Below are 16,676 nucleotides of genomic sequence, written 5' to 3' on the forward strand. Positions count from 1 at the left end.
GTCCGGCGTCGGCTGCACTTCCGCGTTGTTGTTCGTCTCGTCCATAGTCAGTTCTTAGTGGTGCTTGAAGTACGTAAACATGTAATCGATGCCCTTGCCGATCGCGTTATCCACCAACCAGAAGTACAGGCCGAAGATGAACACGGTGATGATTACGACTACCGTGGTGGACTGCACTTCCTTGCGCGAAGGCGTGCTGACCTTCTTCATTTCCGTGCGCACGTCGTTGTAAAACGACTTGGTGCGCTGCGGCCAGCTCTTCATCCTGCTGCCCAGGCTGCTCTCGTCGGCGGTGACTACTGCCTGCTTTGCCATATCCTTCTCACTCACTCGCGCGCTGTGCGCGCTCAATCTCTGGCAGGGGCGGAGGGATTCGAACCCCCAAGTCCGGTTTTGGAGACCGGCAGTTTAGCCGTTGAGCTTACGCCCCTGTACTGCGACAGCCGAGCTGCCTATTTCACTTCCTTGTGAGAAGTATGCTTGCGGCACTTGCGGCAGAATTTGCTGAACTCGAGGCGGCCAGTAGTCGTCTTCTTGTTCTTGGTGGTGGAGTAGTTCTTGTCTTTGCAATCTCCACACTGCAGCTGAATGATTTCGCGGGGCATTGTTGGTTACAGCTCCTTTTTGTATTTGCTCGGCTTTCACCGAGCCTTGTCCGGGTCGAAGCCCGGATATCGAAGATCTCTCTTCGAAGTTGAATCTGAGTGCCCCACCCTTCCCAAAGGGAGGGTGGGAAACCACGAACTACGCAATAATCTCGCTGATGGTGCCCGCGCCGACGGTACGGCCGCCTTCACGAATCGCGAAGCGCAAGCCCTTTTCCATAGCTACCGGCGTGATCAACTCGATCTCCAGTGCTACGTTGTCGCCCGGCATCACCATCTCCGTGCCTGCAGGCAAGGTCGCTACACCGGTCACGTCCGTGGTGCGGAAGTAGAACTGCGGACGGTAGCCCTTGAAGAACGGGGTATGACGCCCGCCTTCTTCCTTGCTCAACACGTAAACTTCGCCCTTGAACTTGGTGTGCGGGGTAATCGATCCACCCTTCGCCAACACCATGCCGCGCTCCACATCGTCTTTACCGATACCGCGGAGCAGCAACCCGGCGTTGTCGCCAGCCAGACCTTCGTCCAGCTGCTTCTTGAACATTTCGACGCCCGTCACTACCGTCTTGCGGGTCTCGCGGAAGCCTACGATTTCCACTTCCTCGCCCACCTTCACCTTGCCACGCTCGATACGGCCGGTAACCACCGTGCCGCGGCCCGAGATCGAGAAGATGTCTTCGATCGGCATCAGGAACGGCTTGTCGATGTCGCGCGCCGGCAGCGGAATGTTCTTGTCCACTGCTTCCATCAACTCATCGATCTTGGCTTCCCACTGCGCTTCACCGTTCAGTGCACCCAAGGCCGAACCACGAACTACCGGGAGGTCGTCGCCGGGGAACCCGTACTTGTTCAGCAACTCGCGCACTTCCATCTCGACCAGGTCGATCAGTTCGGCGTCTTCGACGGCATCGCACTTGTTGAGGAACACCACCACGTAGGGGACGCCTACCTGGCGGGCAAGCAGCACGTGCTCTTTCGTCTGCGGCATCGGACCGTCGGTCGCCGCTACCACCAGGATCGCGCCATCCATCTGCGCCGCGCCGGTGATCATGTTCTTGATGTAATCAGCGTGGCCCGGGCAATCGACGTGGGCGTAGTGACGGTTCGCCGTCTCGTACTCCACGTGCGCCGTCGCAATCGTGATACCGCGCTCGCGCTCTTCCGGTGCGTTGTCGATCGAATCGAACGAACGGAACGCAATCTTCGGGTTGTGCTTCGACAACACCTTCGTGATCGCCGCCGTCAACGTCGTCTTCCCGTGGTCAATGTGCCCAATCGTGCCAACGTTCACGTGCGGTTTGCTGCGGTCAAATTTCTCTTTCGCCATCGTCTGTCACCTAGTAATACCGATAAATTTTGTTGTACTTCTTTCGCAGTCCGTTATCCAGTTCCTCGAGCCGGGTCAGGTAAAACTCACGCATCTGGCCCTGGTCCGCTACCGTCAACTGCTGCCACAACGAAACCGCCGTGGTTCCCGAGCTGGCCAATGTTGCATCGACCTGCTCGAGCAATTTCTTCTGCAAAACGGCTTCGAAATCGCGGACGTTCACGCTTTTCGAAACCAGCTTCTTCAAAAACTTCTCCACATTCGCCGGCGAGAACGTACGCTCAACCGACGAACGGAGCGCCGAGAAAGCCTCGGGACGCTCGATTGCAATGCTTGCCTGCTCGTAACCCACTTGCGACATCGATCTCGTTTCCGGGATCGCCGTGTTTTTCCGGCGACGTGGGGATGTATTGCAAAACTCTGGAGCCGATGACCAGGATTGAACTGGTGACCTCTCCCTTACCAAGGGAGTGCTCTACCAACTGAGCTACATCGGCCCGCACTACTCGTCACAGTCTGGAGCGGGAGACGGGAATCGAACCCGCGACCAACAGCTTGGAAGGCTGTGACTCTACCACTGAGTTACTCCCGCCCTTCCGCAGGGGCTAAAGCCCCACTCCATTTGCGACCTTTGCGGCACGACTAAAATCGTGCCCTGATACAAAACCGTCGCTGCTACTCGTCCGGGTCTTGCTTGTCCTTGTCGTCTTGCGATTCAAGCTTCTGCCGCATGCTCGTCGTCACCACGCGAATCGCAAAGAAGGCCAGGAATGCGATCGTCAGGTAGCGGAAGCGTTGATCGGACAGCGTGAACCACGCCACCACCGCGAGCAGCGCATATACACCGAGCGCAATCTGCAGGCGGCTCATGGAAGAATCCTGGTGCACAGGGGAGGATTCGAACCTCCGTAGCTCCTGGGAGCGGCAGATTTACAGTCTGCTGCCATTAACCACTCGGCCACCTGTGCACATACCATTTCCGAGCGAAACCGGGAACGCTGGGAATCCGGACTGTTTAAAACTTTCAAAGACCACTCAGCCTTACGGCCCGCGAAGACGCGCTTCGCGTTTCTACTGCCTTCGCGTTCACTTGTGGGAGTCATGCCAATTACCGCGGATCACATACTTCCGCACGCAACTGGTGCTGCCGGAAGGTTCTCTACTGGAGGCGTCCTCTTGAAGCGCTGCGCGTTTTACTACCGAACGGTCCGGCATGCCGGGCCACAATCTTTTGGAGCTGGCGAAGGGATTTGAACCCCCGACCCTCTGATTACAAATCAGATGCTCTACCAGCTGAGCTACGCCAGCACTCGGAAACACCCTACCGAAATCGGCAGAAGCTCCCTGAAATCAACTCGAAGCACGGGCAAGAAATAAAGGGTAACACACGGAAACTGGCCACGCAACCGAGCTTCCGCCCGAGCGCACCTCTCCGTGATCGCACCGAAACTACGAATTATGATCGCAAACTCGCTGCTCTCGGGAAGCCGAAATTCTGCGAGCGCACTCCGCAACCGCCGGAGTGCTATCATGCGGGTACTTTATGATTTTAGCGCAGAATCCACGAACTTGACTACCTGCCGCCGCGGCGAATTTTAGCCCTGTCCCGGCGCTCACTCGATGAAATCTCGAAGATCGAAAATCTGGATTGCTGTCGCCGTTCTCGTCATCCTGGCCGCCATCGGCGGCGCCCTCTACCTACGCAAACATGCTGCCCCAGAGCCGGCCCGCCTGCTGCCTGACGGCGATGCCATCCTCTACGCAAACCTCAAACCAGTCCGTGTTTTCAGTAACTTCGGGAAGGAACCCCAGAAGGGGCGCGACCCCGATTACCAGGATTTCGTCAATCAGACCGGCTTTGAGTTCGAGCGCGACTTGGATGAAGCTGCGGTTTCCGAACACGGCGCACTAGTGGGCGCGATGGGGCCGGATACCGTTCCGCCGGCGACCCGCTTCTCGTGGATCTTCGTTGGCCGCTTCAATTCCGAGAAACTAACCGGATGGCTGAAGGCTCGCGCCAACGATGCCGATCAGTACCGCGGAGCTTCGGTTTACAGCATTCCGCTACAAGGGCGGACGGTTCGTGTCGCGATTTTGTCGGTGGATACGGTCGCGGCTTCCAACGTTGACGGATCGCAGGACATTCACGGCATCATCGATCGCTATCGTGCCTCGGCGCTGCCGGTCGGCGGACCGAGCCTTGTACGCAGCTTCTACAAGAATGTGCCCATCGGCAGTGTGCTGTGGACGATCCTGCGCACCAACACTGCCGGTGAACATAGCTCGCCATTCTTGCCCGGAGATGCGTCGTTGTTCGTTCCGGCGAACACGACAATTGTGCTCTCCGCGCGCGCGCTCACTTCCGTGCACGTGCAGGCTGATTTGTTCACGCCGAGTGAAAACGACGCCAAGAAGTTCAAGCAGAAGACCGACGTCTTCCTCGCGCTTTTCAAGGGCGTCGAGACGAATGTTGGCGTGAACGGCAACGACAAGGACGTGAAGGACGCGTTCGACAACATCAAGGTCGAACAGACCGGCGCAACGGCGACCATCAGCGCAGTGATCCCGTTCGACTTCTTCAAGAAACTGTTAGCCGATACTCCCGAACAAGTCGCACAGCAACCTGCGCCCGAACCGGTTGCGCCGCCTGCACCTGCGCCGAAGAAGCCGGTGCACAAGAAGTCGAAGTAAGCTCAGCGCGCCTTCGCCTGGATCAACCCGACAAACTCTCGCAGTTCCTGCGGATTGAGATCGCTCACCGCCCAAAACTCCAGTGAGCCGTTCTTCCAGTGGAGGAGGCTGTAGCCGTTGCGCATGGTTGCGCTGAGGGGAGCGGTCGTGCTCTCGGGCCACATCGAGAGATTGATGACGTGCTTGCGGCGGCGATAAACGACGGTTGCCACGGGGCGGCCATCGATGTAGTCGAGGCGTCCGCCGGCGAGTTCGAAGCCATCACTGGTGAGATCGACGACCGGCGGCGCGAAGTCGAGCTTGCCATCAAACCATGGCTTCACCGTGTGCTGGTCGGTGGAGGGCACATCGTAGAGGTGATCGGCCATGAGCGAGCGAACGTGGCTGTCGAGCATTTCCTGCGCGAGCAGCGTGTTCTGCTCGGAGTTTGCCGGGCGCGTTGGTAGCCAGTGCCACGCGAAGACCGCGAGGATCAGGACAGCGGCAACCGCGATGCCTAGCGGTCTCCACCAGGCGACGCGCTCTCGCTTCGGTGGAGTGATGAGGCGTGGCTGTTCGCGCACTCCGGCTTCTTCGAGGATTGCGCTGTGCACGCGCGCGTTAAGACTCGCAGGCATCGTGCCGTAAACGCCGCTGCTTCGCACGACACTCGCGAGGGACTTCGCCTGCTTCAGTTGCTCGGCACACGCGCTGCACGTTTCGAGATGGCGCTCGACCTCCACCGCGCGCGAGACGTCGAGTTCGCGGTCGGCATAGAGTTCGATCAGCGGCCGCGCATCTTCACATTGCATGCTCATGCTCCCTTTCCCGCCTGCTTCTGCAGTCGCTGCCGCAACTGCTGGCGCGCTCGCGACAGGCGCGACATTACGGTGCCAACCGGCGCGCCCGTGATCTCCGCGATCTGCTTGTACGAAAGCTCTTCCATTTCGCGTAGTACCAGCGCCTCGCGGAACTCTGTCGGCAACTCCTCGATGGCGCGGCGGACGTCCGCAGCATCCGCGGTCTGAAGTACCGACGCTTCCGGCGTTGCGCTCTCACCCGAGTGCTGCTCCTCCTCGAACTCGACGACCTCCTGCACGTTGCGCGTGCGCGAGAGAAACGAGTAGCAGACGTTGCGCACGATCACCAGCAGCCAAGTGCGGGCGTCTCCGCCGTGATAACCGTCGAGCCCGCGGAAGGCGCGCAGCGATGCTTCCTGCACGAGGTCCTCGGCATCAGCACTGTTGCCAACGATCAGGTGAGCGAGGTTGTAGGCGCGCGCGAGATGCGGCGTCACCACTCGGTCGAATTCGCGCACGCGCTCGTGGCTCTCCATTACGCCTAACCGGTACAGACTCTCCTCGAAGCGAGTTTATTCCCGACGAGAAATCTAGCACCGTGAAGGAATATTCGCACTGTGCTCGCGGTCTGTACTCACGCAACCACAAATGGGAGGTTCGCGTGGAAGACAAACCAACTCTGATTGAGCAGATCCAGTCGAACGATGGCATTGATCGTCGCGGGTTCCTGAAGTGCATGGCATGGGCGGGAACGGCGACCGTCTGCGTGCTGCAAGGCGGGGTGCTGAAGTCGTTCGCAGCGGATGACATGGCGAAGATGAAGCACCACAAGGGCGATTTCGCATTCGTCCAGATCAGCGACAGCCACATTGGCTTCAACAAGCCGGCCAACACAGACGTCACCGCGACGTTGAACCATGCGATCGCCAAGATCAACGCATTGCCGGTACAGCCCGAGTTCATCCTGCACACAGGCGATCTCTCGCACCTCAGCGAGCCCGGCGAATTCGACACGCTCGACCAGGCGCTCAAGTCGGTGAAGACGGGGCAAGTGTTCTACGTTCCCGGTGAACACGATGTGCTCAACGATAACGGCGTGCAGTATCGCGAGCGCTACGGCAAGAACACCAAGGGCGACGGCTGGTACAGCTTCGACAAGAACGGAGTGCACTTCGTCGGGCTGGTGAACGTGATGAACCTCAAAGCCGGTGGACTTGGATCGCTGGGGCACGAGCAGCTCGAGTGGTTCGAAGATGATGTGCAGCACCTCAAGGCTTCGACGCCGGTTGTGGTGTTCGCGCACATTCCGCTGTGGTCGGTTTATCCCGATTGGGGTTGGGGAACCGATTACAGCGAGCAGGCGCTTGGCTATTTGAAGCGCTTCGGATCTGTGACCGTGCTCAACGGACACATTCACCAGGTGATGCAGAAGGTCGAAGGCAAAGTGTCGTTCCATACCGCGCGATCGACGGCGTTCCCGCAGCCTGAACCGGGCAAAGCAGCAGGTCCGGGACCGATGAAGGTTCCGGCGGAGAAGCTGGCGTCTGTGCTGGGAGTGACGGATGTGGATTTCGTGCGTGGGAAGCATTCGCTGGCTATCGTCGACAGCACTTTGGAATAAACATCGTTTTCATCACAGAGGCACAGAGACGCAGAGGAGATTGGGTATGAGAGTTCTGATGGTATTGGCAGTGTTGTTGGCGAGTGCAGTTGCATTCGCGCAGACGCCGGTCGCAGCGCAGCCGGCAACGGCGGTGGCGATCGATAACTTCATGTTCTCGCCGATGACGATTGAAGTGGAGCGCGGGACGACAATCACTTGGGTTAACAAGGACGACATTCCACATGTCGTCGCGAGCACGACGGGGAAGTTCAAGTCGCGTGCGATCGATACCGATGGGACGTTCGCCTTCACGTTCACGGAGCCGGGAACGTATGAGTACTACTGCTCGATCCATCCGAAGATGGTCGGAAAGATCGTGGTGAAGTAGCGTGCACTTCTTCGACCTGCAACACACGTTACTTGCGAAGCACGCGCAACACATCGTGCTCGTACATTTCCCGATCGCGCTGGTCTGCGTCGCGCTGTTGTTCGACTTGCTGGCGCTGCGCTGGAGCGATCGGGGCTTTGCGGCAGCCGCGTACTTGAATCTCTCCATCGCCGCGGCTGCCGTTCTTCCGGTGGCGATCACGGGATTGTTGGCTTGGAAGTGGCAACTGGAAGGAGCGCCGCTGCGCGGAGTGCTGCGTCTGCATTTGCTGCTCGGCGTGAGTTCGGTGGTGATGATTGCCGCGACATGGTTCGCGGCGAAGCGGACGCGAGGATCGTCATCGAGTTGGCGGATTGCGATGGAATTCACGACAGTTGCGGTCGTCGCGGTCACGGCGCATTTGGGCGGATTTGTTTCGGGAGTGAATGTGTAGCGGCGGTGTTGATCGTTGCAGGGGCTAAAGCCCCGAATCAATCAGGGGCCCTTTTCGGCAGCGCTGAAGCGCTGCCCTGATACAAAGCAAAGATGCGAAACGGAAATGCAGCTACAAAACAAAAGGCGCTCGTTGCGAGCGCCTTAGTTTGATGGTTATAAAACTGTCTTACGATCCGCCGAAGACGTCGTCGCGCGGGGAAAGCTTGCGCAGATATTTCTTCGGGTTGACCGGGGTATCGTTGATCCGCACCTCGTAGTGGAGGTGGGGGCCGGTGGTACGACCACTCATGCCTACGTATCCGATGACCTGGCCGCGCTGCACGTGCTGGCCCTCAATCACTGTAAAGCCGGAGAGATGTCCGTAGCGGGTGACGATGCCGTGTCCATGATCAAGCGAGATCATGCGGCCATATCCGCTGTAGAAGTCCGCAAAGGTCACGTCGCCGTCGGCAGGTGCAAGTACCGGTTGGCCGAAGGTCGAAGAGATATCGATACCGGGATGGAAGGCGCCTTCACCGTTGAACGGATCGGAGCGCTCACCGAACGGGCCGGTGATCGGACCGGTGACTGGCCAGTACTGCGGCGCATCGGCAGCTCGAACCCAGTCGGTCAGCGAGACTGCGTGGCTATAGCTGTTGCCAATGCCGGCAGTCGCTACGCCGGTCATCGCGCTGTCGCGAAGGGCGTAGAGACGGTTCAGCGATTCGGTGAACTTCACCGGGCTGTCTGCATCTTTTGTGGTGGCGATGAGCTTGCCGTCAGGCTTGAGGCCGTAAAGGACAGAAACTTCATTAGCGACAGAACCGAGCGAGGCGACCTGGATTTCCTTTTCCTGGTTCGACTGCTCGAGCTGGCTGTATTGCGACTTCAGGGCCTCTTTTTCAGAGCGAAGCTGATTGAAGCGGGTCACCTTCATCAGCATGCGAGTGTAAGACCCGGCCATGCCAGTGATGGTGAACATCCCGATCAGTGCCCCTACCATGAACACATATAGGTAGTGGATAGGAATCGGGATTTTCCGCAGTTGGCCCTCAGCATCACGGGCCACAAACAGAATATAAAAGCGCTTTCTCAAAACTATAAAACTCCGATCCGAGACCGATGTCTGCGGAGGATTATTGCTTCAAACCCGCGGGGCCAGAGTTAGGGTCCGGCGAATCTTACAGACGTTGCGGCTGAAGCCTTGGCAGCTCCTGAATATTGGCTGCCGAGTACCTGGCAATTTCTCCAGGTTCAAAGTAACAACGAAGTAACCAAAATCTCAGGTAAAGGACTCATGAAAGCTATCAACCGGGGTTCCCGCTTGTCAACCAGAACTGTCTCCGACCTGACACACACATGGCCATTCGAAAGCGGTCCGGCGGGCATGACCGAAGGTTTCCAGGCGCTTGAAATAGGAGCCAAGCTGCACAAACGGAGTTGCCCCTCCTAAGTATCGATAAGTAACCCCCATCCGGTGCACGAATCTTTATTTTCAATAATTTAGCCTATAGACTCCTCGCAAAATATTCAAAACGCGAGACTTATAGGTAAAATATTCAAAAATAAGGGGTTAAGCCCGTTTCATTGGGAAGAACACGTCAACCGCGTGGGTCTGACCCACGCCATCAGGGTACGTGAAATCGCAACGGACGGCTGTGACGCATGGCACTCGGCACAGTGAGCCCCTGTACTTTTTTACGGCTTGGCTCCATAGACGGTCTCGCCACCGAAAACGGTCCAGAGAACCTTAGTATCCCGAACATCTTCGGCAGCGATGGTCAGGACGTCCCGATCCACGAGGGCGAAGTCGGCCTGCTTGCCTTCTGCGATCGAGCCAATGGACTCCTGGCGGTCGAGAGCCCGCGCGGCGTTGATGGTGTAGGCGTAGAGCATGGCCTCGCGCGGCATACGCTGTGACGGATCAAGGACGCCCTCGGGACCCTTTCGGGTTTCGGCGGTGTAAATCGCCTGGAAGACGTCTGCGGTGGAAACCGGCCAGTCACTGGCGCCCGCGACCGTAGCACCGGTGTCGAGAATGGAGCGCGCCGGATATTGCCACCCATAGAGATAGGGATCGATATAGGGCTTGAGCAGCTTGGTGCTATCGACTTCGGCGCGCGCCCAAAGGAGCTGCATGGACGCTATGACCTTGAGGTCGTGGATGCGGCTGATGTCCTCGGGCCGCACGAACTGGAGATGGGTGATGGTATGCGGCAGCTTCGACGAAGGATTTGAGCTGCGCGCCGCCTGGATGCCGTTGAGCGCTTCGGTGACAGCCTGATCGCCGATGGCGTGAACGTGGATGATCATGCCGTTCTTTTCGGCGGCGACGCAGATGCGCTGGAAGTCTTCCGGCTTGAAGAGCAGTTCGCCGGTGCGGCCGGTGTTCAAGTACGGTTTCGACATCACCGCGGTCTGCGATGGGATCTCGGCAACACCATCGGCGAAGACCTTGATGCCGATGACCTTCACATCTGGGACATCTTTGAAGCTCTCGCGCAGATCGAGCGCGTGTTTGAACTGGCCGTCGGGATCGCCTTTCTTGAAGGCGATGACGGGTAGCGCGCCGACGTGCGATTTCAGTTCGCCCTTTTCGGCGAGTCCGCGGTAGGCGGCGAGGATGGCGTCGCTCACCGCGGGATCGAGCCACGCGGTGATACCGAGGTGATGCATGTAGTCGACAGCAGCACGCGCGGCGGAGAGCATGCGCGCTGCGTCGGGCTTCGGCATGATTTGCTCGACTTTCTCGTTGCCGAGATCAACCAGGAAGCCGTTCGGTTCGAGGTCCTTGCTGAAGCCGTAGTAGCCGCGCGCGGTCTGGTCGAGTCCACTGATCAATTGCTTGTTGATGCCGGCGCGCTCGAGGAGAACTTTGTTCGCCCAGGCGGTGTGACCATCCATGCCTTCGAGATAGACAGGGACCTTGGCGTAGTCGCCGGAATTGAAATGCTCGTTGAGTTCTTTGTTGTGAGACCAGTACTCAAGCGGCAGGCCGGAGACGTCGAGCACATCGCCCATCATTCCGCGGCCGTTCTTGCGTGACTCGGCGGCGAACTTGAAGAGGTCTTCCATGGTCGAGGCGCTCTCGCCCAGGTCGGCAGAGATGAGACTGAGGCCACCGTCGACAGCATGGGCGTGGCTGTCGATGAGGCCGGGCAGAAGCAAGTTTCCCTTGAGATCAACTTTCTCAGCGCTGCCGCTGACGGCCTTGGACACTTCAGCGAAAGTCCCAACGGCAACGATTTTGTCGCCACGAATGGCGACGGCTTCCGCGTAGGGATGCGTGGTATCGGCAGTGAAGATTTTGCCGTTGTAGAGAATGCGCTCGTCGGCGGCGAAAGCAATGCAGGCGAGAAGGAGACAGAAGGCAATCGTCGAGAAAATTCGGCGCATCAGGACCCCCGGGAAAAAAGGCAATTCGTTAGGCTGGAAGCAACAGCTTCTCTGAAAGGGAGCACGATACCACACCGATCCACAGGCCGCGGCGGGGCACAGGATTTACACTGCACGCGTGCCCCTTTCCGAACGAGCTTTGATTGAGCGCATCCGGCGGCGAGCGTCATCGCGCAAGTTCTCGGCGATCACGCGCGGCATTGGCGACGATTGCGCCGTGCTCGATCCGCCACCGGGACATGAACTACTGGTGACGACGGATTTCTGCCTGGAGAACGTGCACTTCCGTCGCGAATGGCATCCGGCGAAAGCTGTCGGACACCGGTGTCTCGTGCGCGGGCTGAGTGACATCGCGGCAATGGGTGGCGATCCGCTGGCTGCGTTCCTCTCGCTCGCGTTGCCGGCGGAGATTCCGCAGAAGTGGGTGGATGGATTCTTCGATGGCTTGTTAGCGCTGGCGGAGAGATGGAAGGTGCCGCTTGCAGGTGGTGATATTGCGCAGTCGCCACAAGGCGTGATGGCGGACATTATGGTGCTGGGCTCGGTGCCGCGCGGCAAAGCGATTCTACGTTCCGGCGGGAAGCCCGGCGATGTGCTGTATGTCACGGGAACGCTGGGATTGTCGGTCGCAGCGTTGCAGGCGTTTCGCGCGGGAAAGAAGCCGACAGCGAAGTCTACGCCGCGACATTTCTTCCCGGACCCGCGAATTGATATCGGCCGCCTACTGCGCGAACGCAAGCTGGCTACGGCGATGATCGACCTGAGCGATGGACTATCAACCGATCTTTCGCATATTTGCGATGAGAGCGGCGTGGGGGCAGTGGTGTATGCCACATCGGTGCCGTACGTGGGCGGGGAAAACGGATTGGAATTCGCGCTGAATGGTGGTGAGGACTATGAACTGCTTTTCACCGCGAACCCGCGGGCGCGAGTGCCGAAAGAAATCGACGGCGTACCTGTGACTGCGATTGGCGAGATCGTGCAGCGGCGCGGCATGTGGCTGGAAGACAAGCGCGGTAAAGTCGCGAAATTGAGGCCGCGCGGCTGGGAACACTTCCGCGGAGAAAAGAAATAGAAGATGGCCAAGGGACGTTCGGGCAGCTACCTGCTTACGTTGATCTTTCTTATCGGCGCCGTGTTGCTGGTGCAACGCGCGCAGCAGCACAAGCCGGTGGCGGTGCAGTTGGAGGAACTCACGCGGAGTGCGGAAGCAGGTTCGTCCGTCGCGGAGGAGCACTTCTCCCCGGGAGAGGATATTGAGCGGATTGACGTCGCCCGGCTGGAGCAGGCGAAGAGCTCGGTGGACATCGCGATGTATGCCTTCACCGACCAATATATTGCCGATGCGCTGAAGCAGCTCGCGGAGCGCGGGGTGAAGGTCCGCATTTATCGTGATCAACAGCAGTACGAGGAAGAACAGAACCACGCTTCGAAGAAAGACAGCGATTCGACTACGTCACTTTTGACAGGTCTTGCGAATGTGCAGGTCCGCGTGAAGGGCAAGCGCGAGCTGATGCACCTGAAGGCTTACGTGATTGACGGCACGGTGCTGCGCGATGGCAGCGCCAACTGGTCGCCTTCAGGCGAGAAGCGGCAGGACAACAACGCCCACTTTACGGCTGATCCGGCGCAGGTGAAGGCGTTTCAGCGCGACTTCGACGAGATGTGGGGCCGAACCGACAACCTGATCGTCCAATAGAAGGTGACGTTTTGGGCACCCGATGGGGCGAATGCCCGATTGCAATCTGCGCCAATCGCGATACTCTATTCATCATGTTGAGAGTGCGTCTCGCCCGCGTTGCCGTAGTCGTATTGTCTTTAGCCGTAGCTGTCGGTGTCGGGGCGCAGGATGCCACTCAGCATGACCCGCATAATCCGCAGCTCACCATTCGTTCCGATGGAAAGAATGTCTATAAGGGCGATACCGAAAACGAATTCGATGCCCAGAAGTACCTGACGCGGGAATTCGGACCGGGCTTTAAATTAGCGAAAGACATGCCGGTGTTGCTTGGCGACATGGACGGCGATGGGCGCGAAGATGCTGCGTTCATCGTGACCGGCGGCAGCCCGATGTTGAGCGCTGGGGCGTTCGATTACAAGGTCATCGATCCCTACGATGGATACTGGTCGTTTGCCGATCCGAAGCTGAACATGCACGTGCCGATGACCGATCCAGGGAAGCACTACTACATCTGCATTGCGCACGACTGGAAGGGCGAGCATCCTAAGGCCAAGTTCGTGATCTTCAACCTGCCTTTCAAGTCCATCTCTCTGACGCCCACGAACCAAGTCAGCGGGCCGTGGAAGAAGAGCAAGAAGATTGTGGCGGCGCTCGCGACCGAGGAGTCTGACGGGCAGCAGGGCGCAGTGGTATGGAACGGCAGCGACTACAAATTCATCCAGCTCGGAAATACCGAGGACTGATCCCCTCTCGCAATTAGGCAAATCTCTCCACCACACGTCGATGAGCGTCGTCACTGGCGATTGTGACGCAACTTTCGCGGCATGGCGAAGGGCACGCTTGTTGATAGAATCGCGGCCATGAATCTCGAGCAGAAGCTGGCCGAATTGAAGCGCCGCGACGAACTCGCGGAAGCCGGAGGCGGCGCCGAACGTCGCGAACGTGAGCACAAACAGGGCAAGATGTCAGCCCGGGAGCGCATCGAGTTCCTGCTCGATGAAGGCACGTTCGAAGAGACGGACAAGTTCGTCACTCACCGCTGCACTGACTTCGGCATGGACGAGAACAAGATATTCGGCGACGGATTCGTCACCGGCTATGGACGCGTCGAAGGGCGGCTGATCTTTGTCTTCGCGCAAGACTTCACTGTGTTCGGCGGTTCGCTCTCCGAGACCAACGCTTCGAAGATCGTGAAGATCATGGATATGGCGATGCGGGTGGGCGCGCCCGTCATTGGGTTGAACGACAGCGGCGGCGCGCGCATTCAAGAAGGCGTGATGTCGCTCGCCGGATATGCCGACATCTTTTTGCGCAACACGCTGGCGAGCGGCGTGGTGCCGCAGATCTCGGCAATCATGGGGCCGTGCGCGGGCGGCGCGGTGTATTCGCCAGCGATCACCGATTTCATCCTGATGGTGGACAAGACGTCGTACATGTTTATCACCGGACCGGACGTAATTAAGGCCGTGACCCACGAAGAAGTGAGTAAGGCCGAGCTTGGCGGCGCTGAGACGCATAACTCGAAATCGGGCGTGGCGCACTTCATGGCCCACGATGATGCCGAGTGCCTGAGCATGGTGCGCGAGTTGTTGAGCTTTGTACCGTCGAACAACTTGGAGGATCCGCCGCGCAAAGCGTGCACCGACCCGGTGGACCGCGTGGAAGAGAAGCTCGACACGCTGGTGCCCGCTGAGAGCACCATGCCTTACGACATTAAAGACGCAATCAATCTCGTGGTGGACGATAACTACTTCTTCGAGGTGCAGGAGCACTACGCCAAGAATATCGTGGTAGGCTTTGCGCGATTGAATGGGCGGCCGGTAGGGATCGTCGCGAATCAGCCGAATTTCCTGGCCGGGGTGCTCGATATCAGCGCCAGCATCAAGGGCGCGCGCTTTGTGCGCTTCTGCGATTGCTTCAATATCCCGCTGATTACGTTTGAAGACGTGCCCGGATTTCTGCCGGGCGTTACCCAGGAACACGGCGGCATTATTACCCACGGCGCGAAGCTGCTCTTTGCGTTTGCCGAAGCGACGGTGCCGAAGATCACGGTGATCACGCGCAAGGCCTACGGCGGCGCGTATTGCGTGATGGCGTCGAAGCACATTCGCACCGATGTGAACTATGCGTGGCCGACCGCGGAAATTGCCGTGATGGGGCCGGAGGGCGCGGTCAATATCGTGTACAAGCGGGAACTCGATAAGTCGCAGAACTTTGAGAAAGACCGCGCGGCGAAGATCGAGGAATTCCGCGATCGCTTTGCGAATCCGTACATCGCTGCGGAGCGTGGGTTCGTGGATGCCGTGATTCAACCGCGGGATACGCGCAAGAAGCTGATCCAGGCCCTGGAGATGTTGGACTCCAAGCGGGACAAGAACCCTGCGAAGAAGCATGGGAATATACCGCTGTAAATGAGAGGTTGCCTGAACGAAGCTCTTCATTCTGGCAACCTCCTCCTCGTTTCTTCCTCTCCAACCTCTAGCACCAAAACAGAGGGAGGAATTATGCAATCCATTCGTAAAACCCTGCGTATTGCGCCGGCAGTTGCTGCCATGGGCGCGATGTTCCTGTTCGCGGGCGTGCCGCAGGCAAAGGCGGACGACGACCATCGCGAGTGCCGCGAGCGTATTGAAAAGGACCAGGTGAAACTCGACAAAGCGATCCAGCATCATGGTGAACGCAGTAAGCAGGCTGAGCATGCACGCCATGAGTTGAATGAGCAGCGTGAGCACTGCTGGAGCAAGTACCACGGCTACTGGGGCGCGGACCAGCGCTGGCACGATCAGCGCGATTGGGACGATCGCCACTAAACTTTGCTGCAACGACAAGGCCGCTTTCGAGCGGCCTTTTTAGTGTTCACCGGAATCGTTTAGAGTTATCTCGTGATCTCCAATGCACTCGTCGGATATATTGCAGGGACGTTGACTACCGCGTCATTCCTGCCGCAGGTTTGGCATTCATTCCGCTCGCGCTCCTGCCGCGATCTCTCGTACGCGATGTTGTTTGTGATGGGAACCGGCACCGCGCTCTGGGCAATTTACGGCGTGATGTTGCAGCGCTGGCCCATCATTTTGCCCAACAGCATTACATTCGGGCTGATTTGCACACTGATCGGGATGAAGGCTTCGTATCATCCGCGAGCAAAGGAGCGACGGTAATGGCGGGCCACAAGTTCTGCGTCTTTAGTTCCTCAAGCGATGCCATTGATCGCGAGTTCTTTAGCGCGGCGCTGGAACTCGGCATGGAGATCGCTCTGCGCAACGGCACGCTGGTTTTTGGTGGAACGAATGTTGGCTTGATGGGCGCCGTCGCGCGCGCCACGCAGAAGCACGGCGGCCAGGTGGTGGGCGTGATCCCAGACTTCATGCGCGCCAAGGGAATTGCTTATGCAAGCGCCGATGAGCTGATCGTGACGAAAGACATGCGCGAGCGGAAAGCCACGATGGAAGCGCGAAGCGATGCGTTCATCGCGCTGCCCGGCGGCTTCGGCACGCTCGAAGAGATGATCGAGATCATCACCCTGAAGCAGCTCAAGCAGCACACTAAGCCTGTGGTTTTCCTCGACATCAACAACTTTTATCGTCCGCTGCAACGGCTGTTCGAACACATGATCACGCAACACTTCGCCAAGGAAGCGATGCGCAAGATCTACCACTTCGCCAACGATGTGCCGGCGGCGTTCCGCTACATCGACGAGTACGAGCCGCCGAAGATGGACGAGAAGTGGACTCTGTCGGCGGAGATGGGCGAGATCAATACGGACCGGGAGTAGTGGCGCTCCCGACAAACAGC

At 58.5% G+C, this 16,676-nt stretch carries 20 protein-coding genes and 5 tRNA genes; 11 read left to right on the top strand and 14 right to left on the bottom strand.

Features of this window, described 5'->3' with window-relative positions; genetic code table 11:
• Positions 1–54 precede the first annotated feature (54 nt).
• The 10 genes from secE to ACID345_RS24400 form a co-directional block, all read right to left on the bottom strand.
• Entirely contained in the window at positions 55–315 is a 261-nt protein-coding gene (gene secE, locus ACID345_RS24355; protein WP_011525479.1) for a preprotein translocase subunit SecE, read from the bottom strand.
• Positions 316–355: 40 nt separating this feature from the next.
• A tRNA-Trp gene (locus ACID345_RS24360) sits at positions 356–431 on the bottom strand.
• Between the two features lie 21 nt (positions 432–452).
• The gene (gene rpmG, locus ACID345_RS24365) at positions 453–605 is read right to left on the bottom strand and encodes a 50S ribosomal protein L33 (protein ID WP_011525480.1); all 153 of its coding nucleotides are present in this window, start codon (positions 603–605) and stop codon (positions 453–455) included.
• Between the two features lie 139 nt (positions 606–744).
• Complete coding sequence (gene tuf / locus ACID345_RS24370; protein ID WP_011522028.1) at positions 745–1,932, bottom strand: elongation factor Tu; 1,188 nt, start codon at positions 1,930–1,932, stop codon at positions 745–747.
• A gap of 10 nt (positions 1,933–1,942) precedes the next feature.
• Positions 1,943–2,293, bottom strand: a complete 351-nt coding sequence (locus ACID345_RS24375) for a hypothetical protein (protein ID WP_011525481.1) — start codon at positions 2,291–2,293, stop codon at positions 1,943–1,945.
• A gap of 60 nt (positions 2,294–2,353) precedes the next feature.
• A tRNA-Thr gene (locus tag ACID345_RS24380) sits at positions 2,354–2,429 on the bottom strand.
• Positions 2,430–2,449: 20 nt separating this feature from the next.
• Positions 2,450–2,524, bottom strand: a tRNA-Gly gene (locus ACID345_RS24385).
• Positions 2,525–2,607: 83 nt separating this feature from the next.
• A complete protein-coding gene (locus ACID345_RS26445) occupies positions 2,608–2,802 on the bottom strand; it encodes a hypothetical protein (RefSeq protein ID WP_083763828.1) in 195 nt (64 codons plus the stop codon).
• A gap of 10 nt (positions 2,803–2,812) precedes the next feature.
• A tRNA-Tyr gene (locus tag ACID345_RS24395) sits at positions 2,813–2,900 on the bottom strand.
• 264 nt (positions 2,901–3,164) lie between these two features.
• Positions 3,165–3,240: transfer RNA gene (locus tag ACID345_RS24400), tRNA-Thr, on the bottom strand.
• Positions 3,241–3,552: 312 nt separating this feature from the next.
• Here ACID345_RS24400 and ACID345_RS26125 point away from each other — a divergent pair.
• A complete protein-coding gene (locus ACID345_RS26125) occupies positions 3,553–4,623 on the top strand; it encodes a hypothetical protein (protein WP_011525482.1) in 1,071 nt (356 codons plus the stop codon).
• Positions 4,624–4,625: 2 nt separating this feature from the next.
• On the opposite strand, the gene ACID345_RS24410 is transcribed toward ACID345_RS26125, so the two are convergent.
• Positions 4,626–5,420, bottom strand: coding sequence for an anti-sigma factor family protein (locus tag ACID345_RS24410; protein WP_011525483.1), 795 nt, complete (start codon positions 5,418–5,420; stop codon positions 4,626–4,628).
• Positions 5,417–5,938, bottom strand: a complete 522-nt coding sequence (locus tag ACID345_RS24415; protein ID WP_011525484.1) for a sigma-70 family RNA polymerase sigma factor — start codon at positions 5,936–5,938, stop codon at positions 5,417–5,419. The genes ACID345_RS24410 and ACID345_RS24415 overlap by 4 nt, the downstream gene beginning before the upstream one ends.
• A 125-nt stretch (positions 5,939–6,063) precedes the next feature.
• Here ACID345_RS24415 and ACID345_RS24420 point away from each other — a divergent pair, with 125 nt between their 5' ends.
• From ACID345_RS24420 to ACID345_RS24430, 3 genes are read left to right on the top strand one after another with little or no spacing between them, the layout of a single operon-like run.
• Positions 6,064–7,023, top strand: coding sequence for a metallophosphoesterase family protein (locus ACID345_RS24420; RefSeq protein ID WP_011525485.1), 960 nt, complete (start codon positions 6,064–6,066; stop codon positions 7,021–7,023).
• A 46-nt stretch (positions 7,024–7,069) separates the two neighbouring features.
• Positions 7,070–7,393, top strand: coding sequence for a cupredoxin domain-containing protein (locus ACID345_RS24425; protein ID WP_041856063.1), 324 nt, complete (start codon positions 7,070–7,072; stop codon positions 7,391–7,393).
• A 1-nt stretch (position 7,394) separates the two neighbouring features.
• Positions 7,395–7,826, top strand: coding sequence for a DUF2231 domain-containing protein (locus ACID345_RS24430; protein WP_011525487.1), 432 nt, complete (start codon positions 7,395–7,397; stop codon positions 7,824–7,826).
• A 168-nt stretch (positions 7,827–7,994) separates the two neighbouring features.
• Here ACID345_RS24430 and ACID345_RS24435 read toward each other — a convergent pair whose 3' ends face one another.
• Both ACID345_RS24435 and ACID345_RS24440 read right to left on the bottom strand, forming a co-directional pair.
• Positions 7,995–8,903 carry a M23 family metallopeptidase gene (locus ACID345_RS24435; protein WP_011525488.1) on the bottom strand — a complete coding sequence of 303 codons (909 nt, stop codon included), beginning with the start codon at positions 8,901–8,903 and terminating at the stop codon, positions 7,995–7,997.
• Between the two features lie 602 nt (positions 8,904–9,505).
• Entirely contained in the window at positions 9,506–11,203 is a 1,698-nt protein-coding gene (locus ACID345_RS24440) for an amidohydrolase (protein ID WP_011525489.1), read from the bottom strand.
• A gap of 118 nt (positions 11,204–11,321) precedes the next feature.
• Between ACID345_RS24440 and thiL the strand changes: the two genes are divergently transcribed.
• The 7 genes from thiL to ACID345_RS24475 all read left to right on the top strand — a co-directional run bounded on the left by thiL (position 11,322) and on the right by ACID345_RS24475 (position 16,656).
• Positions 11,322–12,278 carry a thiamine-phosphate kinase gene (gene thiL / locus ACID345_RS24445; protein WP_011525490.1) on the top strand — a complete coding sequence of 319 codons (957 nt, stop codon included), beginning with the start codon at positions 11,322–11,324 and terminating at the stop codon, positions 12,276–12,278.
• 3 nt (positions 12,279–12,281) lie between these two features.
• Positions 12,282–12,902 carry a phospholipase D-like domain-containing protein gene (locus tag ACID345_RS24450; RefSeq protein WP_011525491.1) on the top strand — a complete coding sequence of 207 codons (621 nt, stop codon included), beginning with the start codon at positions 12,282–12,284 and terminating at the stop codon, positions 12,900–12,902.
• Positions 12,903–12,913: 11 nt separating this feature from the next.
• The gene (locus tag ACID345_RS24455) at positions 12,914–13,627 is read left to right on the top strand and encodes a hypothetical protein (RefSeq protein WP_011525492.1); all 714 of its coding nucleotides are present in this window, start codon (positions 12,914–12,916) and stop codon (positions 13,625–13,627) included.
• 117 nt (positions 13,628–13,744) lie between these two features.
• Positions 13,745–15,295: an acyl-CoA carboxylase subunit beta gene (locus ACID345_RS24460; RefSeq protein WP_041857202.1), complete on the top strand. Its 1,551-nt coding sequence runs from the start codon at positions 13,745–13,747 to the stop codon at positions 15,293–15,295.
• A gap of 93 nt (positions 15,296–15,388) precedes the next feature.
• Positions 15,389–15,694 carry a hypothetical protein gene (locus ACID345_RS24465; protein WP_011525494.1) on the top strand — a complete coding sequence of 102 codons (306 nt, stop codon included), beginning with the start codon at positions 15,389–15,391 and terminating at the stop codon, positions 15,692–15,694.
• 72 nt (positions 15,695–15,766) lie between these two features.
• Positions 15,767–16,042 (top strand): SemiSWEET family sugar transporter, encoded by a 276-nt coding sequence (locus tag ACID345_RS24470; RefSeq protein WP_011525495.1) that lies wholly within the window; start codon positions 15,767–15,769, stop codon positions 16,040–16,042.
• Positions 16,042–16,656 carry a TIGR00730 family Rossman fold protein gene (locus ACID345_RS24475; protein ID WP_011525496.1) on the top strand — a complete coding sequence of 205 codons (615 nt, stop codon included), beginning with the start codon at positions 16,042–16,044 and terminating at the stop codon, positions 16,654–16,656. The genes ACID345_RS24470 and ACID345_RS24475 overlap by 1 nt, the downstream gene beginning before the upstream one ends.
• Positions 16,657–16,676: the final 20 nt, after the last annotated feature.

This window comes from Candidatus Koribacter versatilis Ellin345, from assembly GCF_000014005.1.
GTDB classification, from domain to species: Bacteria; Acidobacteriota; Terriglobia; order Terriglobales; family Acidobacteriaceae; genus Korobacter; species Korobacter versatilis_A.